This window comes from Streptomyces sp. NPDC002076 (assembly GCF_053593835.1).
On record NZ_JBSFDI010000005.1, the window covers coordinates 468,045 to 487,113 of the forward strand.

Annotated in this window: 19 protein-coding genes; 8 read left to right on the top strand and 11 right to left on the bottom strand. The window is 73.0% G+C overall.

Features of this window, described 5'->3' with window-relative positions; all coding sequences use genetic code 11:
- The first annotated feature begins 113 nt into the window (after window positions 1-113).
- Entirely contained in the window at window positions 114-2,336 is a 2,223-nt protein-coding gene (locus tag ACWCQS_RS14305; protein WP_451004739.1) for an FUSC family protein, read from the top strand.
- An 18-nt stretch (window positions 2,337-2,354) separates the two neighbouring features.
- Here the strand turns inward: ACWCQS_RS14305 and ACWCQS_RS14310 are convergent, their stop codons facing one another.
- The gene (locus ACWCQS_RS14310; RefSeq protein WP_451004702.1) at window positions 2,355-3,209 is read right to left on the bottom strand and encodes a SigB/SigF/SigG family RNA polymerase sigma factor; all 855 of its coding nucleotides are present in this window, start codon (window positions 3,207-3,209) and stop codon (window positions 2,355-2,357) included.
- 233 nt (window positions 3,210-3,442) lie between these two features.
- On the bottom strand, window positions 3,443-3,877 hold the full coding sequence (locus ACWCQS_RS14315; protein WP_451004703.1) for an ATP-binding protein: 435 nt from the start codon (window positions 3,875-3,877) through the stop codon (window positions 3,443-3,445).
- 135 nt (window positions 3,878-4,012) lie between these two features.
- On the opposite strand from ACWCQS_RS14315, the gene ACWCQS_RS14320 reads away from it, so the two are divergent.
- Together ACWCQS_RS14320 and ACWCQS_RS14325 are read left to right on the top strand one after the other, a co-directional pair.
- On the top strand, window positions 4,013-4,255 hold the full coding sequence (locus ACWCQS_RS14320; RefSeq protein WP_451004704.1) for a hypothetical protein: 243 nt from the start codon (window positions 4,013-4,015) through the stop codon (window positions 4,253-4,255).
- A 281-nt stretch (window positions 4,256-4,536) separates the two neighbouring features.
- A complete protein-coding gene (locus ACWCQS_RS14325; RefSeq protein ID WP_451004705.1) occupies window positions 4,537-4,995 on the top strand; it encodes a cyclic nucleotide-binding domain-containing protein in 459 nt (152 codons plus the stop codon).
- 1 nt (window position 4,996) lies between these two features.
- Here ACWCQS_RS14325 and ACWCQS_RS14330 read toward each other — a convergent pair whose 3' ends face one another.
- Window positions 4,997-6,298, bottom strand: coding sequence for an MFS transporter (locus ACWCQS_RS14330; RefSeq protein ID WP_451004706.1), 1,302 nt, complete (start codon window positions 6,296-6,298; stop codon window positions 4,997-4,999).
- A 109-nt stretch (window positions 6,299-6,407) separates the two neighbouring features.
- A complete protein-coding gene (locus ACWCQS_RS14335) occupies window positions 6,408-7,025 on the bottom strand; it encodes a LysE/ArgO family amino acid transporter (RefSeq protein WP_451004707.1) in 618 nt (205 codons plus the stop codon).
- Between the two features lie 66 nt (window positions 7,026-7,091).
- On the opposite strand from ACWCQS_RS14335, the gene ACWCQS_RS14340 reads away from it, so the two are divergent.
- Window positions 7,092-7,979, top strand: coding sequence for a LysR family transcriptional regulator ArgP (locus ACWCQS_RS14340; RefSeq protein ID WP_451004708.1), 888 nt, complete (start codon window positions 7,092-7,094; stop codon window positions 7,977-7,979).
- A gap of 364 nt (window positions 7,980-8,343) precedes the next feature.
- Window positions 8,344-8,595 carry a WhiB family transcriptional regulator gene (locus tag ACWCQS_RS14345; RefSeq protein WP_451004709.1) on the top strand — a complete coding sequence of 84 codons (252 nt, stop codon included), beginning with the start codon at window positions 8,344-8,346 and terminating at the stop codon, window positions 8,593-8,595.
- Between the two features lie 23 nt (window positions 8,596-8,618).
- Here the strand turns inward: ACWCQS_RS14345 and ACWCQS_RS14350 are convergent, their stop codons facing one another.
- From ACWCQS_RS14350 to ACWCQS_RS14370, 5 genes are all read right to left on the bottom strand, one after another.
- Entirely contained in the window at window positions 8,619-9,068 is a 450-nt protein-coding gene (locus tag ACWCQS_RS14350) for a DUF6098 family protein (protein WP_451004710.1), read from the bottom strand.
- A gap of 68 nt (window positions 9,069-9,136) precedes the next feature.
- Window positions 9,137-10,972 (bottom strand): sensor histidine kinase, encoded by a 1,836-nt coding sequence (locus ACWCQS_RS14355; protein ID WP_451004740.1) that lies wholly within the window; start codon window positions 10,970-10,972, stop codon window positions 9,137-9,139.
- A 613-nt stretch (window positions 10,973-11,585) separates the two neighbouring features.
- Window positions 11,586-12,290, bottom strand: a complete 705-nt coding sequence (locus ACWCQS_RS14360) for a response regulator transcription factor (protein WP_451004711.1) — start codon at window positions 12,288-12,290, stop codon at window positions 11,586-11,588.
- An 11-nt stretch (window positions 12,291-12,301) separates the two neighbouring features.
- Window positions 12,302-13,051 (bottom strand): L,D-transpeptidase family protein, encoded by a 750-nt coding sequence (locus ACWCQS_RS14365; RefSeq protein ID WP_451004712.1) that lies wholly within the window; start codon window positions 13,049-13,051, stop codon window positions 12,302-12,304.
- A gap of 42 nt (window positions 13,052-13,093) precedes the next feature.
- Complete coding sequence (locus ACWCQS_RS14370; protein ID WP_451004713.1) at window positions 13,094-14,503, bottom strand: M1 family metallopeptidase; 1,410 nt, start codon at window positions 14,501-14,503, stop codon at window positions 13,094-13,096.
- Window positions 14,504-14,662: 159 nt separating this feature from the next.
- On the opposite strand from ACWCQS_RS14370, the gene ACWCQS_RS14375 reads away from it, so the two are divergent.
- Window positions 14,663-15,010: a DUF488 domain-containing protein gene (locus ACWCQS_RS14375; protein ID WP_451004714.1), complete on the top strand. Its 348-nt coding sequence runs from the start codon at window positions 14,663-14,665 to the stop codon at window positions 15,008-15,010.
- Between the two features lie 2 nt (window positions 15,011-15,012).
- Here the strand turns inward: ACWCQS_RS14375 and ACWCQS_RS14380 are convergent, their stop codons facing one another.
- Window positions 15,013-16,686, bottom strand: a complete 1,674-nt coding sequence (locus tag ACWCQS_RS14380; RefSeq protein WP_451004715.1) for an FAD-binding dehydrogenase — start codon at window positions 16,684-16,686, stop codon at window positions 15,013-15,015.
- 58 nt (window positions 16,687-16,744) lie between these two features.
- Window positions 16,745-17,389, bottom strand: a complete 645-nt coding sequence (locus tag ACWCQS_RS14385) for a TetR/AcrR family transcriptional regulator (RefSeq protein WP_451004716.1) — start codon at window positions 17,387-17,389, stop codon at window positions 16,745-16,747.
- Between the two features lie 135 nt (window positions 17,390-17,524).
- Between ACWCQS_RS14385 and ACWCQS_RS14390 the strand changes: the two genes are divergently transcribed.
- Entirely contained in the window at window positions 17,525-18,154 is a 630-nt protein-coding gene (locus tag ACWCQS_RS14390) for an alpha-ketoglutarate-dependent dioxygenase AlkB (RefSeq protein WP_451004717.1), read from the top strand.
- 78 nt (window positions 18,155-18,232) lie between these two features.
- Window positions 18,233-18,979 carry an MBL fold metallo-hydrolase gene (locus tag ACWCQS_RS14395; RefSeq protein ID WP_451004718.1) on the top strand — a complete coding sequence of 249 codons (747 nt, stop codon included), beginning with the start codon at window positions 18,233-18,235 and terminating at the stop codon, window positions 18,977-18,979.
- The last annotated feature ends 90 nt before the right edge of the window (window positions 18,980-19,069 follow it).

Consider the following 19,069-nt stretch of genomic DNA (forward strand, 5'->3'; position numbering starts at 1 on the left):
GAGGGGACACAAGTAGCCCAGGCCGTCGTGCGATGCTGGTTTCGGAGATCGATTTCCGGCACGGGAGAGAGCGCGGCGGCGTGAGCACAGCGGGGCGACCTGGGCGGGTACGGATGTGGGACCGGCTCGCGGCGTCCGATCCGGGGCTGCTCCGGCTCACCGCGGGGCTGCGCACGGTCACCGCGATCGCGCTCACCCTCGCCGTGCTGGCCGCCCTGCGGGTGCCGGTGCCCCAACTGGTCGCCGGTGCCATGGCGGCGATGGTGTCGACCTTCGCCATCCGGGAGAAGCAGCGCTCGGCGCAGGCCGTGACGCTCGCGCTCGGCCTGCCGGTGGCACTGGCGTCGGTGTCGCTGGGCGCACTGCTGAACCAACGGGTCGTCGTCGGGGACCTCTTCTTCGTCGTCCTCATCTTCTGTGCCGTCTACAGCCGCCGGTTCGGCGACCGCGGCACGGCGCTCGGCCTGATCGGCTTTCAGATCTACTTCCTCTCGCTGTTCGTGCACGCCACCACCGCGGCACTGCCCGCGCTGTATGCGGACATCTGCGTGGCCTTCGCGTGCAGCGCCACCGCGCGCTTCGTGCTGCTGCCGCAGACCCCGGCGGGCACCCTGGACCGGCTGCGGCGGGCGTTCCGCGCCCGGCTCGCGCAGCTGATCGCCGTACAGACCGAGTTGCTGGACGCCGGACCGGACGACGTGGACAAGGTCCTGGACGCTCTGCGCACCGCAACCGCTCGGCTGCACGAGACGGCGCTGCTGATCCAGGGGCGGCTGGAGGACGGCACCTCCGACGCGGCGGTGGCCCGGCTGCTGCAGCGCCGGATCGCGGACGCCGAGATCGCCTCCGAGCGGCTCGGACTGCTGCTGCTCACCGCGCGCAGCGCCGAGCGGACCGACACCCTCACCCTGCATCTGCCGGGCGCCGTGCTGCCCTCCGGCGGGGAGCTGCCGGTGCGGGACGAGGCTTCGGCGGCGCTGCGCCGTGATCTGGAGGCGCTGCGGCTGCTGATGCTGCGGCCGGTCGGCGAGGCGCGGGGCACCGCGCTCGCCCAGGTCCGCAACCGGCTGCTCGGCTACCGCGAGGAGGAGAACCTCCCCAAGGCCTCGCCGGCCGTGCAGGACGTCTTCCGTGGGCTCGGCGAGGCCGCCCGGGCCTCGCTGGGGCTGCGGGTCGCGCTGGACGGGCCGCAGGACGAGTCCGACGACACCCCGGCGACGGCCCGCTCGCGCGAGGAGCTGGACGCGGAGGACGCCGCGATCGAGGCGGGCGAGGAGGCCGAGGCGGAGGAGCCGGGGCCGAGCGGTCTGCAGCGGCCCACGACACGGGCCGCGATCCAGGTGGGCGTCGGCTCCACGCTGGCCATCGCGGGCGGCGAGCTGCTGTCCGGTCAACGCTGGTACTGGGCGGTGCTGACCTGCTGGATCGTGTTCATCAACACCGCCTCGACCGGCGAGATCCTGGTGAAGGGCTACCGGCGGCTGGTGGGCACGGTCCTCGGTGTGGTGGCCGGTATCGTGCTCGCCGGTCTGGTCGGGCACCACACCTGGACGGCGTTCGGCCTGGTGCTGGTGTTCATCTTCGCGATGTTCTACACCGCGCCCCTGTCGTACACGCTGATGTCGTTCTTCGTGACGGCGATGCTGGGCCTGCTGTACACGCTGCTGAACACCTACAGCATGTCGGTGCTGGTGCTGCGGGTGGAGGAGACGGCGCTCGGCGCGGCCTGCGGGGTGGTCGCGGCGGCGGTGGTGCTGCCGATCCGCACCGACCGCCGTACCAACGAACTGCTCGTGACGGTCCTGGACCGGCTCGCCGATGTCACCCGTGCCGCCGTGGACCAGCTGAGCGGCGGGGCGGGCGCCGATCTGGTGGAGCAGGCGCGCGATCTGGACCAGGCGCTGGCCGACCTGCGCGCGGCCACCCAGCCGCTGACCCATCCGATCACCCCGCTGCGCTCCCGCCGGGACACCGCCCGGTACGTGGTGGCGCTGCTGGAGACCTGTGCCTACCACGGGCGTTCGCTCGCGGCCACGGCCGAGCTGCTGCCGACGCATCCGTCGATCGCCGCGGATCCCCGGCTGCGCGGGGCGGGCGCGCGGATCGTCCACAACATCGAGGCGATCGCCGCGCATGTCGCCGACCCGCGTGCCGCGGCGGAGATCGAGACCGGCCCCAGCATCGCCTCGATGCTGGAGCCGGGAACCCTGCGCACCCCGCGCTACGGCCGGGTCACCGACCGGGTGCTGCGCCATCTGCAGCGGCTGGACGAGGCGGTCTCGGGCCTGGCCCGCCCGCTGGGCCTCACCAGCGGCGCGGACCGGCCGAAGAAGTGACGGCCGCCGGCCGTGCGCTCAGGCCGGGTCCGTGCCGCATGCGCGCCGGCCCATGGCCTCGTCGCGGACGCGGGCGCAGCTGCGGCTGATCAGCCGGGAGACGTGCATCTGGGAGATGCCCAGCCGGTCGGCGATGCGGCTCTGCGTCATGTCCTCGAAGAACCGCATGTAGAGGATGGCCCGTTCCCGCTCGGGCAGCCGGCGCAGTCCCTCCTTGGCGGCCTCGCGGTCGACCACGACGTCGTACGAGGTGTCCGTCGCGCCGAGGGTGTCGGCGAGGCTGTAGCCGTCGTCCCCGGTGGACAGTTCGGCGTCCAGGGACAGGGTGCTGAAGCTCTCCAGGGCCTCCAGGCCCGCGCCGACCTCCTCCTCGGTGAGTCCGGTGTGGGCGGCCATGTCGGCGAGGGTGGGTTCGGGGCTGCCGGGGTGCTGGGTGAGCTCGCGCCGGGCCACGCGCACCCGGTTGCGTAGTTCCTGCACCCGGCGCGGCACCCTCAGGGCCCACATCCGGTCCCGGAAGTGCCGCTTGACCTCGCCGGTGATGGTCGGCACGGCGTAGCTCTCGAAGGCCCCGCGGGACGGGTCGAACCGGTCGACGGCCTTGACCAGCCCGAGCGCGGCCACCTGTCGCAGGTCCTCGACGGACTCGCCCCGGTCCCGGAAGCGGCCGGCGATCCGGTGGGCCATGGGGAGCCAGGCGGCGACGAGTTCGTCGCGTACGCCGTCGCGCTCGGGGCCGTCGTCCAGTGCCGCCAGCCGGGCGAACAGCGCCGCGGTGTCGGGGGCGTCGTCATGGGGCCGCCGCGCGGGAGCGGCAGCGGCGGAGTCCGTGGTGGTGGTGCGGGGACGGCGTGTCGGCGTGTCGGTCAGCATGCGGAATCGCTCCTGAACGTGGTTTCAGGGCACGCGGCCGGAAAGGGTTCTGGGGCCGGGCCCGAACGGTGGTGTCAGGGTTCGCCGCGGGTCGCTCGCCCGGTCCGACGAGAGGGGGACCCAGGCAGTCGTACGGTTCCCACTGGGCGCGCGCCTCCGGTCCGAAGCACGAGACTCCGCCTGCCCCTTGCTCCGGGGAGCAAACACGCCGGACGCGAACCTTCCGCACGGCTTCAGTGCAGCGGTACGACGGCCGTGATGCGCTTGCCGCCACAGGGCAGCTGGGCGACCCGGACGTCCCGAGCCAGGCGGCAGACGATGGGCCAGCCCCGGCCGCCGAGCCGGGCGGGGCCCCGCTCGTCGACGGGCAGGGCGGCCACCGGCACCTCGTCACTGCGATCGCTCACCGACACCCGTACGCCGCCGGAGTCCACGTCGACGTCGAAGCCGGTGATGCCACCGCCGTGCAGGATGGCGTTGGTGGTGAGTTCGGAAGTGACCAGCAGGGCATCCGCCATGGCCGCCGCACCGCAGGCGATGGCGCGGGCCCGGCACCGCTCGGCCACCACGCTCTCCACGGTTCTGCGGGCTTCGGCCGGTCGGCACGGCAGGTGGCGGCGCGGTTCCCGCAGCGTCGCGCGGCAGCTGGTCCGGTGCTTGTCGCGCATCCCTTCCTCCCTGAGGTGATGCCCGGATGATGCCCGGTTTGTCGGGCATCCTGCTTTCCGCCTCACCCCTTCCGGAGCTGTCAAACACCGTCGGTGCCCGTGTCATCACCGCGGCCACGCGGGTACCAGACCGGTATGACCGATGTCGTGGACGCGGATGAATTGCTACGGCGCATCCAGCGCGGCCGGGAGCACGCGGCCGCGGAGGAGCGGGCCTGGCGGGAACGAGCACAGAACCTGACGGCGACGGATCCGGACAGCGCTCGGGAGGCGACGGCCCGGGCGTGGGCGTTCGAGGCGGTGGCGCGGGTGCTGGAGGAGATCGTCTGCCCGGGTGGACCGCGGGATCCCGCGGAAGGCGTGAAACAGGTCACGTGACCTGCTACCGATTGGTAGAACACCCGCCGGATGGTTTATCGTTCACACATACGTGATGCCGGGGGTGACCGGAACCGTCCTTCCTCCCCCCATGGCGTCACCGCAGACGGCCCTGGCTGGCCTCCCCCGTCCAGCCAGGGCTTCTTGCTGCCCGCAACCGGCGCGACGCCGGGCACGCGCCGAGGAAATCCAGGCCCTTCGAGGTGCCCGCGGGGGCGGCAGCGGCTGAAATGGGCTTAGGGAAAGCACCCCCGAACCCCCTCGGCGAGGAGCCCCGCGCCATGACCAAAGCGATAAAACTGCTGACCGCCCTGCCGTATGCGCAGCGCGAGCGCCTGATGGAACTGGCCAAGGAGGTCTCGTTCCCGGAGGACACCCGCATCTTCGAGGCGGGCGGCACCGCCGACCGGTTCTGGGTGATCCGTTCCGGGGCGGTCCACCTGGACCAGCAGGTCACCTCGCGGCAGCGGGTCACCGTCGCCACGCTCGGCGCGGGCGACATGCTCGGCTGGTCCTGGCTGTTCCCGCCGTACCAGTGGGACTTCGGCGCGGTGGCCTTCAGCAACGTACGGGCCTACGAGTTCGACGGGCCCTCGGTGCTCGCCCTGTGCGTGGAGGACCCGCTGCTCGGGCTCTCGCTCGTGCGGACGGTGGCCGAGATCCTCGCCCACCGCCTGGAGACGACCCGGGGGAAGCTGATGGACCAGTACACGACGAAGGGGCGCGGCGGTCTGGTGTGACTCAGATCCGGTAGCGACGCAGCGCCGGTACGGCGGCGGCCAGGGCCAGCATCACCACGACCACCAGCGCGCCACCGCCCGCCACAGCGGCGCGCGGGCCGAAGGCCGAGCCGGCCGTGCCGTGCAGTACGTCGGCCAGGCGCGGCCCGCCCGCGACGACCACCGTGAACACGCCCTGCATCCGGCCGCGCATCTCGTCCGTCGCGGCCGACAGGAGGATCGCGCCGCGGAAGACCATCGAGACCATGTCGGCGACACCGGCCGCGGCGAGGAAGGCCAGGGCCACCCAGAGATTGCGGCTCAGCCCGAACCCTGCGACGGCCAGGCCCCAGCCGACGACCGCCCCGACGACCATCCAGCCGTGCCGGCGGGCCCGGGAGAACACCCCGGAGAACAGGCCGCCGAGCACCGCGCCGACGGGGATGCCTGCGAACAGCACACCGAGCGCGAGCCCCTCGCCGTAGGAGTGGTACGTCTGGGCCGCGAGCTGCGGGAACAGGGCGCGGGGCATGCCGAGGACCATGGCGACGATGTCGGCGAGGAAGGACAGCAGCAGGACCTTGTGCCGGGAGATGTACCGGAACCCGGCGGCGATTTCACGGACCCCGGCCCGGCGGGCGGCGGCCGCGCCGAGCGGGGGCAGCGCGGGCAGCCGGAAGACGGCCCACACGGTCACGCACAGCGCCACGGCGTCGATGAGGTACAGCTCGGGCAGCCCGATGACCGGGATCAGCGCACCGGCGAGCAGCGGCCCCGCGACCATGCCGGTCTGCATCACGGTGGAGCCGAGCGCGCCCGCGGCGGGCAACTGCTCGGCGGGGACCAGCCGGGCGATGGAGGCGTTGCGGGCCGGGGAGTTGAGGCCGAACAGCGCCTGCTGGCACGCGAGGAGCACCATGAGGACGGCGACGGAGTCCGTCCCGGTGACGGCCTGTGCCCAGAACAGCAGCGAGGTGACCGCGATACCGGTGTTGGTGACCAGCAGCAGCTTGCGGCGGTCCACGGTGTCGGCGACCGCGCCGCCCCACAGCGCGAACGCCACCATCGGCACCAGACCGGCCAGGCTCGCGTAGCCGACCCACGCCGAGGAGTGCGTGACGTCGTAGACCTGCTTGGGCACCGCCACGGCGGTGAGCTGGCTGCCGACGGCGGTGACGATGGTCGACGTCCACAGGCGCCGGTAGGCCGGGATGCTCAGCGGACGGGTGTCCATCGCCCAGCGGCGCCAGCCGCGCCGGGGTGCCGCCGCGGTGTCCGGCGCGGGGTCGGATTCGGTGGTGCTGCTGCTCTCGCTGGTGTCCACGGGTGTCCTGTTGCCGATAGAGGTTGCTCGCTACATCTTTTCGATTCGAGAGCCTAACTATCTCGACTGTCCCTGTGCACACCGAACGGGTTCTGCCCGGCATCCGGCCTCAGGATCCGGCCATGAGCGTGGCCCCCAGCGCCAGCATGGTGACGGCTACCAGGCCGTCCAGGACCCGCCACGCCGCCGGCCGGGCCAGGAAGCGGCCGAGCAGCCGGGCGCCGAAGCCGAGGGCGGCGAACCAGCACAGGCTGGCGAGCGCGGCACCGAGCCCGAAGGTCCAGCGCAACGCGCCCCGGTCGGCGGCGAGGGAGCCGAGCAGGAACACGGTGTCCAGGTAGACGTGCGGGTTCAGCCAGGTCATCGCCAGACAGGTGAGCACCGCCCGGCGCCGGGAGCCCGCGGCCTCCCCCTCGGCGCTCAGGCCGGCCGGCCCCGGCCTGAGCACCCGGCGGGCGGCGAGGACGCCGTAGCAGAGCAGGAAGAGACCGCCCGTGATCCCGACGGCCCGGACCGCGCCCGGCCACGCCACCACGACCGCCCCGACCCCGCCGACGCCGAGCGCGATGAGCACCGCGTCGGAGAGGGCGCAGATGCCCACCACGGCGAGGACCGCGTCCCGGCGCACCCCCTGCCGCAGGACGAAGGCGTTCTGGGCGCCGATGGCGACGATCAAAGAGAGGCCGGTGCCGAATCCGGCGGCCGCGGCGGTCAGGGCGTGGTTCATGCCTCGAACCTAAGAAGCCGGAGCCCCTCAAGTACAGCTAAAGATTCTTACGTACCCTTAGCACTCGTGATGACCGAGCTTCCCCTGGAGCAGGTGCGGACCCTGCTCGCCGTGGTGGACGAGGGCACCTTCGACGCCGCCGCGGCCGCCCTGCATGTGACCCCGTCGGCGGTCAGCCAGCGGGTCAAGGCGCTCGAACAGCGCACCGGCCGGGTGCTTCTCCAGCGCACCAAGCCGGTGCGGGCGACGGAGTCGGGCGCGGTGCTGGTGCGGTACGCCCGGCAGCTCGCCCGACTGGAACGGGACGCCTGGGGCGAACTCGGGCTGAGCGGTGCCGGGGAGCCGACGCGGGTGTCGGTGGCGGTGAACGCGGACTCGCTGGCGACCTGGTTCCTGCCGGCGCTGACCCGGGTGGCGGGACTCTGCTTCGAACTGCACCGGGAGGACGAGGACCACACCGCGGCCCTGCTGCGCGAGGGTCTGGTGATGGCGGCGGTGACCACCGCCGCCGATCCGGTGCCGGGCTGCACGGTCCGGCCGCTCGGCCGGATGCGGTATCTGCCGGTCGCCGCACCGGAGTTCACCGCGGCCCACCTGGGCGTGCGGCCGCTGCCGGAGGCACTGCCCGAGGCCCCCGTCGTGGTCTTCGACCGCAAGGACGACTTCCAGGACGCCTTCGTACGCCGGCTGGGCCGCGGCTCCGCCGGCCCGCTCAGGCACCTCGTGCCCACCTCGGAGGGCTTCCTGGACGCGGTCGCCGCCGGACTCGGCTGGGGCATGGTGCCGGAAGTGCAGGCGGGTCCGCTCCTGGCGGAGGACCGGCTGGTGCTCCTCGCGCCCGAGGAGTGGATGGACGTCACGCTGTACTGGCAGCAGTGGAGGCTGGACTCCCCCGCGCTGGCCGCGCTCGCCGAGGCGGTGACGGCGACGGCGGCCGAGGCACTGCGCCGCTGACGGCCGGGCCCGTTCATCCGGTGACGTTCTATCCGTTTCGCCCCGACGGAAGGGCCCTGCGGAGTACGGTGGTCGGGCGGTGGCGCGGCGGACGACGGACCCGGCCGGTTCTCGCCCCCAACTCCGCGCCCCCGGTGCCCGGTCGGGCACGGGTGCCCACGGCCCGGTGGCCCGTCCGCCCCGTTCCCGGCCCGTTGAGCGCGCACGGCTCGCCGCGGACCGTACGCGCGCCCGTGGCCGGATCGCGGTCGTCGCACGATCCCCCTGTCGCACACGCCGTTTCACACCGCCCCGACCGGTCACCCGAAGCCGCAGTACGCATTCGACAGGCACGGACGACTTCGATCGGATCCAGGAGACTTCCATGGACAACTGGCGCGACCATGCCGCGTGCCGTCGCGAGGATCCCGACCTGTTCTTCCCCATCGGCACCACCGGTCCGGCGCAGGTGCAGACCCAGCACGCCAAGGCGGTCTGCGGCCGGTGCCCCGTCCGGGAGGAGTGCCTGGACTGGGCGCTGGGGACCGGCCAGGGCATCGGCATCTGGGGTGGGACGACCGAGTCGGAGCGCCGGGCCCTGCACCGCCAGGTCCGCTCCCGGCCGCGCTCCGGCTGACCCCGGCGTCCACGGCCCGGGCCTCAGCGGCCACCGCGGCGCAGCGTGCCCCACTCCCGATCCTGCCGGGCCACCTGCTCCTTCGCCGCGTCGATCACCTCGTCCGCGATCCAGCACAGCGATTCGGCATCGGTGACGAGCGGCTCGTTGTCGGGGCCCCGGCCGGTCTCCCGGCCCCGCAGGACCCAGGGACGTACACCGGGCCCCTTGTCGTGCGGCAGGTGCGCGTAGTCGTAGAGACGGCGGGCCACCCACAGCTCCACCGACCGGTCCGCCCACCAGCTTTCCACGTCGAGCGGACTGGCGGACAGCCCGGGCATGGGTACGCCGGTGAGGTCGTCGGTGCTCGAGAACTCGGCGAGGTCGGTGCCGGGCCCCAGGGACCAGCGGACGTACAGGCCCTGCCGCTCGTCCACCAGGCGGGCCGGCTCGGCAGGCGTGGACACGACCGGCAGGTCCTCCGGTGCGCTCATGGCCTGATCTCCCTCGACTGCGCCGCGCGACCGGAGTACCCCTGGTGCGGGCGGGGAATCGGAGACGGTCAGGTGGGGTCCGCGGGTGGGCCGGCCGCGGGCAGCCGCAGCGTGAAGACCGCGCCCTCGCCGGGCTCGCTCGCGGCCTCGGCCGTGCCTTGGTGGGCGGCGAGCAGGTGACGCACGATCGGCAGGCCCAGGCCGCTGCCACCGGTGCGGCGGCTGCGGGACTTCTCGGCGCGCCAGAACCGGTCGAAGACGTGCGGCAGGTCCTCGGGCGCGATGCCCGTGCCGGTGTCGGTCACGGTCAGCACGACGTCCGCGCCGTCCCGGCGGGCGGCCAGCGTGACCGTGCCGTCGGCGGGGGTGTGCCGCAACGCGTTGGAGACCAGGTTCCCGAGGGCCTGCCGCATCCGCACCGGGTCGGCGTCGAGCCAGGCGCCGGCGTCGGCCTCGGTGCGCAGGGCGACCCCGGCGGCTCCGGCTGCGACCCGGTGGGCGGCGGCCACCTGGTCCAGCAGCTCGCCGGCCCGCAGCGGCTCGCGGTGCAGTCGCAGGGTGCCGGCGTCGGCGGCGGCGAGATCCTGGAGGTCGTCGATGATCCGCTGGAGGACGAGCGCCTCCTCGTGCAGCGAGTCCAGAAGTGGCGGGTCGGGCTCGACGACTCCGTCGCGGACAACCTCCAGCCAGCCGCGGATGTTGGTGAGCGGGCTGCGCAGCTCGTGCGCGATGTCGCTGACCATCGCCTTGCGCTGGGCCTCCAGGCGGGCGCGGCGCTCGGTCAGGTCGTTGAAGGCCTCGGCGAGGATGCCGGTCTCGTCCCGGGTCGTCACCGGCACCCGCACGTGCAGGTCGGGCGGCTGCTGGGCGGCCTCGGTCAGCGCGCGCAGCGGCCGTACCAGCCGGACGGCGACGAGGGCGGTGACGGCGACGGTGACGGCCAGGACCAGTCCGGCGGCGCCGATCACCTTGGCCTTGTTGGCCGGGGACATGTCGAAGCGGGAGGGGTTCTGGTCGCCGATGCCGAGGAACAGGTCGGCCACCGGGGCGACATAGGGCTCCAGTTGGGTGCGCCGGGCGGTCAGGACGCAGTGCTGGGCGGCCCGCGCCGTCGCCGCCTTGCCCGCCCTGGCGTACTTGGCGACCAGGTAGCCGCCGCCGAAGGGGTCCTTGCCGCTGGGGTCGTAGGTGAGGAAGAGCTGCCCGCCGAGGTCCAGGCCGGCCTGTTTCAGACACGGCCGGGCGAGGTCGGTGAGGTCGGCCAGGGCCTTGCGTTCCGTCGGTGTGGGCGTGTTGAGCAGCCCGTCCTCGCACACCGCCGCGCCGTAGCCGGCCGGGTCGGTGCCGTCCGGGAGGGTGACGACGGGCCGCCCGCCGGCCGTGCGGACCATGCCGGGCTGGAGGCCGAAACGCTCGTAGCACTGCCTGCGCTTGGCGGCCAGCGCGTCCAGTTTCGCGCGTTCCTTCGCCGGGAGCAGGTAGGGGCCGACCACGCGCGGGTCGATGCCGCTGAGCTGGGCGCCGGTCTCGCTGTAGGTGTCGGTGCGCAGCGGGTCGACGGTGGCGGCGGGCCGGGGTGGCAGCGGGGTACCGCGGGGCGCGGAGTCGGCGACGAGGGTGCGGTCGGCGGTGGTGAGCGCGATCCGGCGTCCGGTCTCGGCGGCCAGTTGCCGGACGGTGCGGCGGACGTCCGTCCAGTCGGAGTGGGTGGCGGCGTACCCGCTGAGCCGGGCCAGGATGCGGTTGTCGGCCGCGAGGTCCTGGCCCTGCTCCTCCTTCAGGGCGCTGGTGGTGGTGGTCACCGCGAGCCAGGCGGTGGCGGCCACCGAGCAGACGGCGATCAGGGCGGAGACGGACAGCAGCCGGACGAGAAGCCGCTTGCGCAGCGGGATCCGCCGCCTCACCGGCGCCTGCGGGCCGGCGTCGCCCTGCCCTGGCTGTACGGGCGCGCCGGGCCGGTCCCGCAGCGGTCGGCGCCTCACGGATGCCTCCGCCCGTCTCGAACCTGCCGGCATCTCACGGGCACCCCCACCCCTCCCGGGCCCGCCGACATCTCACGGCACCGCCACCCATCCCCTACCTGCCGGCATCCCACCAGCCTCCACCCAACTCGGGCCCGCCGACATCTCACGGCACCGCCACCCCTCCCCTACCTGCCGGCATCCCATCAGCCTCCGCCCAACTCGGGCCCGCCGACATCTCACGGCACCGCCACCCATCCCCTACCTGCCGGCATCCCACGAACCTCCGCCCAACTCGGGCCCGCCGACATCTCACGGCACCGCCACCCATCCCCTACCTGCCGGCATCCCACCAGCCTCCGCCCAACTCGGGCCCGCCGACATCTCACGGCGCCGCCCGAGCCCGGACCTGCCGGCGCCTCACGCGCCTCCGCCCTTCTCGAAGCCTCCGTAGTCTCAGGGACACCGCCCACCCGGCGCGCACGTGCGCACGCCGTACGCACGCCTCTCACCCCACTCCGGCCGACCCACGCCGCACCGACGCCGCCCCCACGCCTCACGGCCGGGTGCCGCTCAGCTTGTAGCCGACGCCGAACACGGTCAGCAGACGTACCGGGCGGCGCGGGTCGGTCTCGATCTTGCGGCGCAGATTCATGATGTGCACGTCGACGGCCCGCTCGGTCGAGGCCCGGTCGAAGCCGCGGGTGCACTGCAGCAACTGCCGCCGGGTGAACACCCGTTCCGGCTCCGCGGCCATGGCCAGCAGGATCTGGAACTCGGCGGGCGTGCAGTCCACCGTCGCGCCGTCGCAGCACACCTCGTGCCGTACGGGATCGACGCTGATCGCGCCCGCCCGGACCACGGGGTCGTCGTCCCGGGTGCCGACGCCGCGCCCGCTGCGCCTGAGCACCGTACGGATCCGGGCCATCAGCTCGCGCGGGCTGTACGGCTTGGTCATGTAGTCGTCGGCGCCCAGTTCGAGGCCGAGCAGCAGATCGTCCTCGGCGGCGCGGGCGGTGAGCATGACCACCGGTATCTCCGGGTCCGCGCCGCCGCGCAGCGCCCGGCATACGCCGAAGCCGTCGAGGACCGGGAGCATCAGGTCCAGGACGACGAGGTCGGGCCGGAGACTGCGGGCCGCCTCCAGCGCGGCGGCGCCGTCGTGCACCACCGTGGCGGAGTGTCCCTCGGCCAGCAGGGAGCGGCGGATCAGTTCGGCCTGCTTCTCGTCGTCCTCGGCGACCAGTACATGTGCGCACACGAGTTCGGATCCTAGGCGGCCGAGGCGGCGAGCCAGTCGGCGTACCCCATGACGACGACCGGATGCCGTTCCGGGGCGAGGGTGCGCAGCAGTTCCCTCATGTGCGCCTTGGCGAGACTGACACAGCCGTGGGTGGGTCCGCCGTGGTCGACGTGCAGCCATACTCCGCCGCCGCGCTTCGGGCCGAGCGGCCGGGTCCAGTCGAGCGGGGAGGTGCCGGGCTCGCGGTTGTAGTCGATCGCGATGACGTAGTCGAAGCAGCCTTCGAGCGGTTCGCCCTCGAAGCCGGTGCCGGGCGAGTGGAAACCGCCGGACCGGTGGTACGGAAGCTTGCTGCCGGGGTCCGCGAGCAGGCCGCCGGCGTCGGAAAGGGTGTAGACGCCGAGCGGGGAGCGCAGGTCGCCCAGCACGTGGTGGGCGCTCCAGCCGCGCAGGGCGTTGTGGCCGGGCCAGGCGGGGCCGGACTGCCAGCCGGCGGCGGTGCGCTGGTGCAGGACGACCGTGCAGAGCGGGGAGTCCTTGCCGCGCCCGGTGACGACGACGGCCTGCTCACAGCGGTCGGGTATCGCCGCCGACCTGGCGGGGCCGAGACCTGGTATGCCCTGGCGCGCCTGCTCCGCCTGGACCGCGGGGGTGGGCGTGGCGCTTGGTGCCGGGCCGGTGGGGGGTGTCCGGCGCTCGGTCGCCTCGGCCCCGCCGCCACAGCCGGTGAGCAGCAGCGGGGAGGCGAGGACGGCAACGGCGGTTCTGCGATGGATCATGGTGTCGACTCTGGCCGACACATGTTTGGAACCGGTGAGGGTTCAGGCGCCGTTCGGCTTGCCCTTCGTGAACAGCCAGGTGTGGAACAGCCCGTCCAGACGCTTCCCCGAGATCCGCTCCGCCAGCTGTGTGAACTGGGCCGTCGTGCCGTGGCCGTCGCGGTGCGCGGCCGACCAGGCGCGCAGGATGCGGAAGAAGTCCCGGTCGCCGACGGCCTTGCGCAGCTGGTGCAGGGTCATGGCGCCGCGGGCGTAGACGGGCGTGTCGAAGATGTTCTTGCCGCTGCCCGGGTCGCCGGGCGGAAAGGCCCACAGGTGGTCGCTCGCCGGGCGGGCGTACAGGGTGTCGAAGGTCTTCTGGGCGCTGTCGCCGCCGTGCTGCTCGGTGTACAGCCACTCGGCGTAGGTGGCGAAGCCCTCGTTGAGCCAGATGTCCTTCCAGGCCGTCAGCGAGACGGAGTCGCCGAACCACTGGTGGGCGCTCTCGTGGACGAGGGTGCCGATGTCGGGCGCGGAGTCGTACAGCGGCCGGGTCTGGGTCTCCAGGGCGTAGCCGACGGCCGGGGCGTGGTCGACGATCGCACCGGCGGAGCGGTACGGGTACGGCCCGAACAGCTTGCTCTCCCAGGCGAGCACGGACGGCAGCTTCTTCAGCACCGGTGCGGCCGCGCTCGCCTCGCGCGGGTCGACGGCGTTGTACACGTGGATGCCGTCGTGGGTGGTGTACTGCTCGGCCTTGAAGGTTCCGACGGTGACGGTGGCCAGGTAGGCGGCCATCGGCCGGGTCTCGCGCCAGTGGAAGGTCGTCCGGTCGTGCTCGGTGCGCTGTCCGAGCAGCATGCCGTTGGACACGGCCGTGCGCCCCTCGGGGACGGTGACGGTGATGTCGTACGACGACTTGTCCTTGGGGTGGCCGTTCGCGGGGAACCAGGTCATCGCGCCCTGGGGCTCGCCGGCGACGAAGGCGCCGTCGTCGGTGGGTATCCAGCCGTCCGCGCTGCCGTCGGGGTCGGTGACCGGTTTCGGGGTGCCGTCGTAGGTGACGGTGACCCGGAACCCCCGGCCCGCGGGCAGGGTGTGGCGCGGTGTGACGACGAGTTCCTGGCCGTCGCGCCGGAACGCCGCGGGCGTGCCGCCGACGGTGACGCCGGTGACCTTCAGGCCCTTCAGGTCGAGGTCGAAGCGGCTGAGGTGCTGGGTGGCGCGGGCGTCGAGGACGGCCCTGCCGTCGAGATGCCGGGAGGAGGTGTCGTAGCGGAGCGTGAGGTCGTAGTGCCGGACGTGGAAGCCGCCGTTGCCGCTGAGCGGGAAGTAGGGGTCGCCCGCGCCGGGGGCGCCGGCCGTTCCGGGCGCCGTGGGTCCGGCGGCGCCGACGAGTGCCGCGAGGGCGACGGGGACGGTGGCGAGGGCGGCGGTACGGCGTCGGAGGTGCTGTCTGCCGGGTGGCGTCACATGCGGCTCCTGGAGGAAGTGCCGGGTGATACAGAGTAGGGGTGGCGAGCGCCCGGTTACTGTCTTGTTCAGGTCATCTCGCCCCGCGTCGTGACCGGGGGGCCGGGGGCAGCCGCAGTACGCTCGCTGGACCGTCCGCGACCCGAGAGGGGCCCGACCGTGAGCGTGCGTGTGCGCCGCATCTATGACCCGCCCGAGGCCGACGACGGTCTGCGCGTCCTGGTCGACCGGCTGTGGCCGCGCGGCCTCGCCAAGGACGCGGCCCGGGTGGACGAGTGGCCGAAGGCGCTCACGCCGTCCAACGAACTGCGCAAGTGGTTCCACGGGGGCGGCTCCTACGAGGAGTTCAGGGGCCGCTACGAGGCGGAGCTCGACGCTCCGGAGGCCGCCGAGCTCCTCGACGGCCTGCGCAAGGCGGCCCGCAGCAAGCGCGTGACCCTGCTGACCGCGTCCAAGACGCCGGAGCAGAGCCACGCGCAGGTCCTGCTGGAGCTGCTGAAGGGCTGAGCTCAGCCGGTGTGGTCGGCCGCGTGCCGGCCCGCGGCCCGGCCGGAGAACAGGCAGCCGCCGAGGAAGGTGCCCTCCAGCGCGTTGTAGCCGTGCACCCCGCCACCGCCGAAGCCCGCCACCTCGCCCGCCGCGTACAGCCCCTCGATCGGCGTGCCGTCGGTGGTCAGGGCGCGGGAGTCGAGGTCGGTCTGGATGCCGCCGAGGGTCTTGCGGGTCAGCACATGCAGCCGGACTCCGACGAGGGGGCCCGCGGCGGGGTCGAGGATGCGGTGCGGGGCTGCGACCCGGCCCAGCCGGTCCCCGATGTAGCGGCGGGCGTTGCGGATGCCCTGGATCTGGGAGTCCTTGCTGTAGGGGTTGGCCATCTGCAGGTCCCGGGCCTCGATCTGGCGGCGCACCTCCGCCGCGTCCAGCAGCGGCTTGTCGGTCAGCGCGTTCATCTTCCCGACCAGCTGCTCCAGGTTGCCCGCGGTCACGAAGTCCGCGCCCTTGTCGAGGAAGGCCTTGACCGGTGCGGGCGCGCCCTTGCCGACCAGCCGGTCGCGCAGGACGCCCCTGCGGTCCTTGGCGGTGATGTCGGGGTTCTGTTCGGAGCCGGAGAGCGCGAACTCCTTCTCGATGATCTTCCGGGTGAGGATGAACCACGAGTGGTCGTACCCGGCGATGTCCTCGGTGGTGCGCAGGTACTTGAGGGTGTTGAGGGTGTCGTAGCCCGGCAGGCAGGGGTCGGGCAGCCGGCGGCCGAGGGCGTCCAGCCAGATGGAGGACGGGCCGGGCAGGATGCGGATGCCGTGGCCGGGCCAGATCGGGTCCCAGTTCTGCAGGCCCTCGGTGTAGTGCCACATGCGGTCCCGGTTGACCAGCCGGACGCCGGCCTCGGCGCTGATGTCGAGCATCCGGCCGTCGACGTAGGCCGGGACGCCGGTGACCATCTCGGCCGGCGGGGTGCCGAGCCGGGCGGGCCAGTAGCGGCGGACGATGTCGTGGTCGGCGCCGATGCCGCCGGTGGTGACGACGACCGCCTGGGCGGTGAGTTCGAAGTCTCCGGCGCGGTCGCGGTTGGAGGCGACTCCGCGTGGCGAGCGGTCCTCGGCCAGGACGGTGCCGCGCACTCCGCGCGCGGAGCCGTCCGCGATGACCAGCTCGTCGACCCGGTGGCGGTGGTGGAAGGTGAGCAGTCCGTCCCGGGCGGCCTGACGGGCGTACTTCACGAACGGCTCGACCACGCCGGTGCCGGTGCCCCAGGCTATGTGGAAGCGGGGTACCGAGTTGCCGTGCCCTGCCGCCCTGAGGTCGCCGCGCTCGGCCCAGCCGACGGTGGGCAGCAGCTCGATGCCGTGTCCCTTGAGCCAGGACCGCTTCTCGCCGGCCGCGAACTCGACATAGGCGCGGGCCCAGCGCACCGCCCAGGAGTCCTCGTCGTCGAGCCGGTCGAACTGGGCGCTGCCCTGCCAGTCGTTCCAGGCGAGGTCGAAGGAGTCATTGATGCCGAGGCGGCGCTGCTCCGGCGAGCCGACGAGGAAGAGCCCGCCCAAGGACCAGAACGCCTGTCCGCCGAGGTTGTTCGCGTTCTCCTGGTCGACCAGGGCCACCCGGCGGCCCCGGCTGGTGAGTTCATGCGCCGCGACCAGGCCGGCGAGGCCCGCTCCGACGACGATGACGTCCGCGTCCATCGTGACTGTGTCCTTCCCTAGAGGTCCTCGTGCGGGGGTCGTGCGAGCTGGTGCGGGGTCATGCGGGGGTGGTCGCGCCGGGGTCGTGCGGGGTGCTGCTGCCGTCCGTGAGCAGGGCGGTGACCAGCTGTTTGAGCCAGGCCCGGGCGGCCTCGACGTCCTTGTCCAGCAGCAGCTGGACGGTGACGCCGTCGTACGCGGCGACCACCGCGTGCGCGGCGCCGTCCACGTCGCCGAGCACGGCGGGCAGTTCGGTGTTGCCGCGGGCCCGGAAGAGCCGGTCGGCGACCGCCTCGCGGAGCCGGGCGCGGTGGTCGAGGAGGGCGCGGGCGATCTCGGGGTCGCGGGCGGCGTGCACCAGGAAGTCGGTCTTGACCAGCAGCCAGTCCACGTCGAGCAGCAGTACCTCGGTGACCCGGTCGACGGCCGTCGGCACGTCGAGTCCGGGCCCGTCCTGGGAGAGCGCCTCGGTCACCTGGGAGGCGATGAGCTCGGCGCGCTCCTGGTAGAGCGCGAAGAACAGCTCGTCCAGCGTGGCGAAGTTCGAGTAGAAGGCGCCACGGCTGAAGCCCGCCGCCTCGCAGACCTCCTCGATGGAGACCCGCCCGAAGCCCTTGGCCGCGAACACCTCGAACGCGGCCTGCAGCAGCCTGGCCCGGGTGCGGACCCGGCGCCGGGTGACGCGCTTGGCCGTCTCCTCCATGGCAGCAGCCACCTCCCAAGTTCGATACACAAACGTATCGGATACACCGATGTATCGAAAGAGGCTTGCGCAGCCAGAAACGTCCTCAGGCAAGACAAGGGAACATGTTTTCGATTAAGGAGTACGCTGGGGCCCATGTCCACGCACCTCCAGGGCTCCCTGTTCGACCAGACCGACGAGCTGCGGCTCGGACCGCTCGACGGGCTGCGCCGGACCGAGCTGGGCGCCGGCGCCTGGATCGACGTCCTGCCGGGCTGGCTGAGCGGGGCCGACGCCCTGTTCGAGAAGCTGGCGGCGGACGTGCCATGGCGCGCGGAGCGCCGCAAGATGTACGACAACGTGGTGGCCGTGCCGCGCCTGCTGGCCTTCTACGCGGCGCACGACCCGCTCCCCCATCCGGTGCTGGACGAGGCCCGTGACGCGTTGTCCCAGCACTACGCCGAGGAGCTGGGCGAGCCGTTCACGACCGCCGGGCTGTGCTTCTACCGGGACGGCCGGGACAGCGTGGCCTGGCACGGGGACCGGATCGGGCGGGGTGCCCGCGAGGACACCATGGTCGCGATTCTCTCGGTGGGCGCGCCCCGTGACCTGCTGCTGCGTCCGGCGGGCGGCGGCGGTACGACGCTGCGGCGGCCGCTCGGCCACGGCGACCTGATCGTGATGGGCGGCTCCTGCCAGCGGACCTGGGAGCACTGCGTGCCAAAGACCGCCCGGGCCGCGGGGCCGCGCATCAGCATCCAGTTCCGGCCGCACGGCGTGCAGTGACGCGCCCCGCCGGTGCGGGGCACCGGCACATCTGGTTGGCTGTCCCGGACGGTCAGCCGCACAGGGTTCGGGGAGATCATGCGGGCAGAGGTACACCAAGTCGCCGACGGCATCCATCTGGTGCACGGCAACCACGTCAACTGGGTGATCCTGAAGGACGGGGACGCCGTCACCCTGGTGGACACCGGCTATCCGGGAGACCGCCAGGGAGTCCTCGAATCCCTCGCCGCGGTGGGCAGTTCACCGGAGGCGGTCGCCGCCGTGCTGATCACCCACGCGCACAACGACCATCTGGGCTCGGCCGAGTACCTGCGCGCCACCCATGGCACCCCCGTGTATCTGCACCCGGCCGAAGTCCCGCACGCGCGACGGGACTTCCTGCAGCAGGCCTCCATCGGCGACGTGGTGCGCAACGCCTGGCGGCCGGGCGTCCTGCCCTGGGCGGCCCATGTGATCCGCGTCGGCGGCACCGACCACAACCCCGTCGCCGCTCCCGAGCCGTTCCCCGGCGAGGGGCCGCTGGACCTGCCCGGCCGCCCCGTGCCCGTGCACACCCCGGGCCACACCGGCGGCCACTGCGTCTACCACCTCCCCGATGCGGGCATCGTCATCTCGGGCGACGCCCTGGTCAGCGGCCATGCGACCTCGCGGGTCAAGGGACCGCAGATCCTGCTCGACTTCTTCCACCACGAGCGGGCCGGGGTCGTGGCCTCCCTGGAGACGATCGGCGCACTGGACGGCGACACCCTGCTGCCGGGCCACGGGCCGGTCCACCGGGGTTCGGTGCGCGCGGCGGCCGAGCAGGCCCGGGACCGGGCCTCCTAGAAGGCTCATGAAGATCTTGGGGTTCTGGCCCCGCCGCGTGAGCGGCGGGGCCAGACTCGTTTCGTGGTGATGGGGGAATGGGCCGGGGAG

Excerpts from the sequence above, each read along its gene's own strand:
- ACWCQS_RS14345 (WP_451004709.1), top strand. The coding sequence starts at position 8,344 with ATGGACAACTGGCGCGACCATGCCGCGTGCCGTCGCGAGGATCCCGAC.
- ACWCQS_RS14320 (WP_451004704.1), top strand. The coding sequence starts at position 4,013 with ATGACCGATGTCGTGGACGCGGATGAATTGCTACGGCGCATCCAGCGC.
- ACWCQS_RS14305 (WP_451004739.1), top strand. The coding sequence starts at position 114 with ATGTGGGACCGGCTCGCGGCGTCCGATCCGGGGCTGCTCCGGCTCACC.
- ACWCQS_RS14315 (WP_451004703.1), bottom strand. The coding sequence starts at position 3,877 with ATGCGCGACAAGCACCGGACCAGCTGCCGCGCGACGCTGCGGGAACCG.
- ACWCQS_RS14380 (WP_451004715.1), bottom strand. The coding sequence starts at position 16,686 with ATGGACGCGGACGTCATCGTCGTCGGAGCGGGCCTCGCCGGCCTGGTC.
- ACWCQS_RS14395 (WP_451004718.1), top strand. The coding sequence starts at position 18,233 with ATGCGGGCAGAGGTACACCAAGTCGCCGACGGCATCCATCTGGTGCAC.
- ACWCQS_RS14385 (WP_451004716.1), bottom strand. The coding sequence starts at position 17,389 with ATGGAGGAGACGGCCAAGCGCGTCACCCGGCGCCGGGTCCGCACCCGG.
- ACWCQS_RS14310 (WP_451004702.1), bottom strand. The coding sequence starts at position 3,209 with ATGCTGACCGACACGCCGACACGCCGTCCCCGCACCACCACCACGGAC.
- ACWCQS_RS14365 (WP_451004712.1), bottom strand. The coding sequence starts at position 13,051 with ATGATCCATCGCAGAACCGCCGTTGCCGTCCTCGCCTCCCCGCTGCTG.
- ACWCQS_RS14325 (WP_451004705.1), top strand. The coding sequence starts at position 4,537 with ATGACCAAAGCGATAAAACTGCTGACCGCCCTGCCGTATGCGCAGCGC.
- ACWCQS_RS14390 (WP_451004717.1), top strand. The coding sequence starts at position 17,525 with ATGTCCACGCACCTCCAGGGCTCCCTGTTCGACCAGACCGACGAGCTG.
- ACWCQS_RS14335 (WP_451004707.1), bottom strand. The coding sequence starts at position 7,025 with ATGAACCACGCCCTGACCGCCGCGGCCGCCGGATTCGGCACCGGCCTC.
- ACWCQS_RS14350 (WP_451004710.1), bottom strand. The coding sequence starts at position 9,068 with ATGAGCGCACCGGAGGACCTGCCGGTCGTGTCCACGCCTGCCGAGCCG.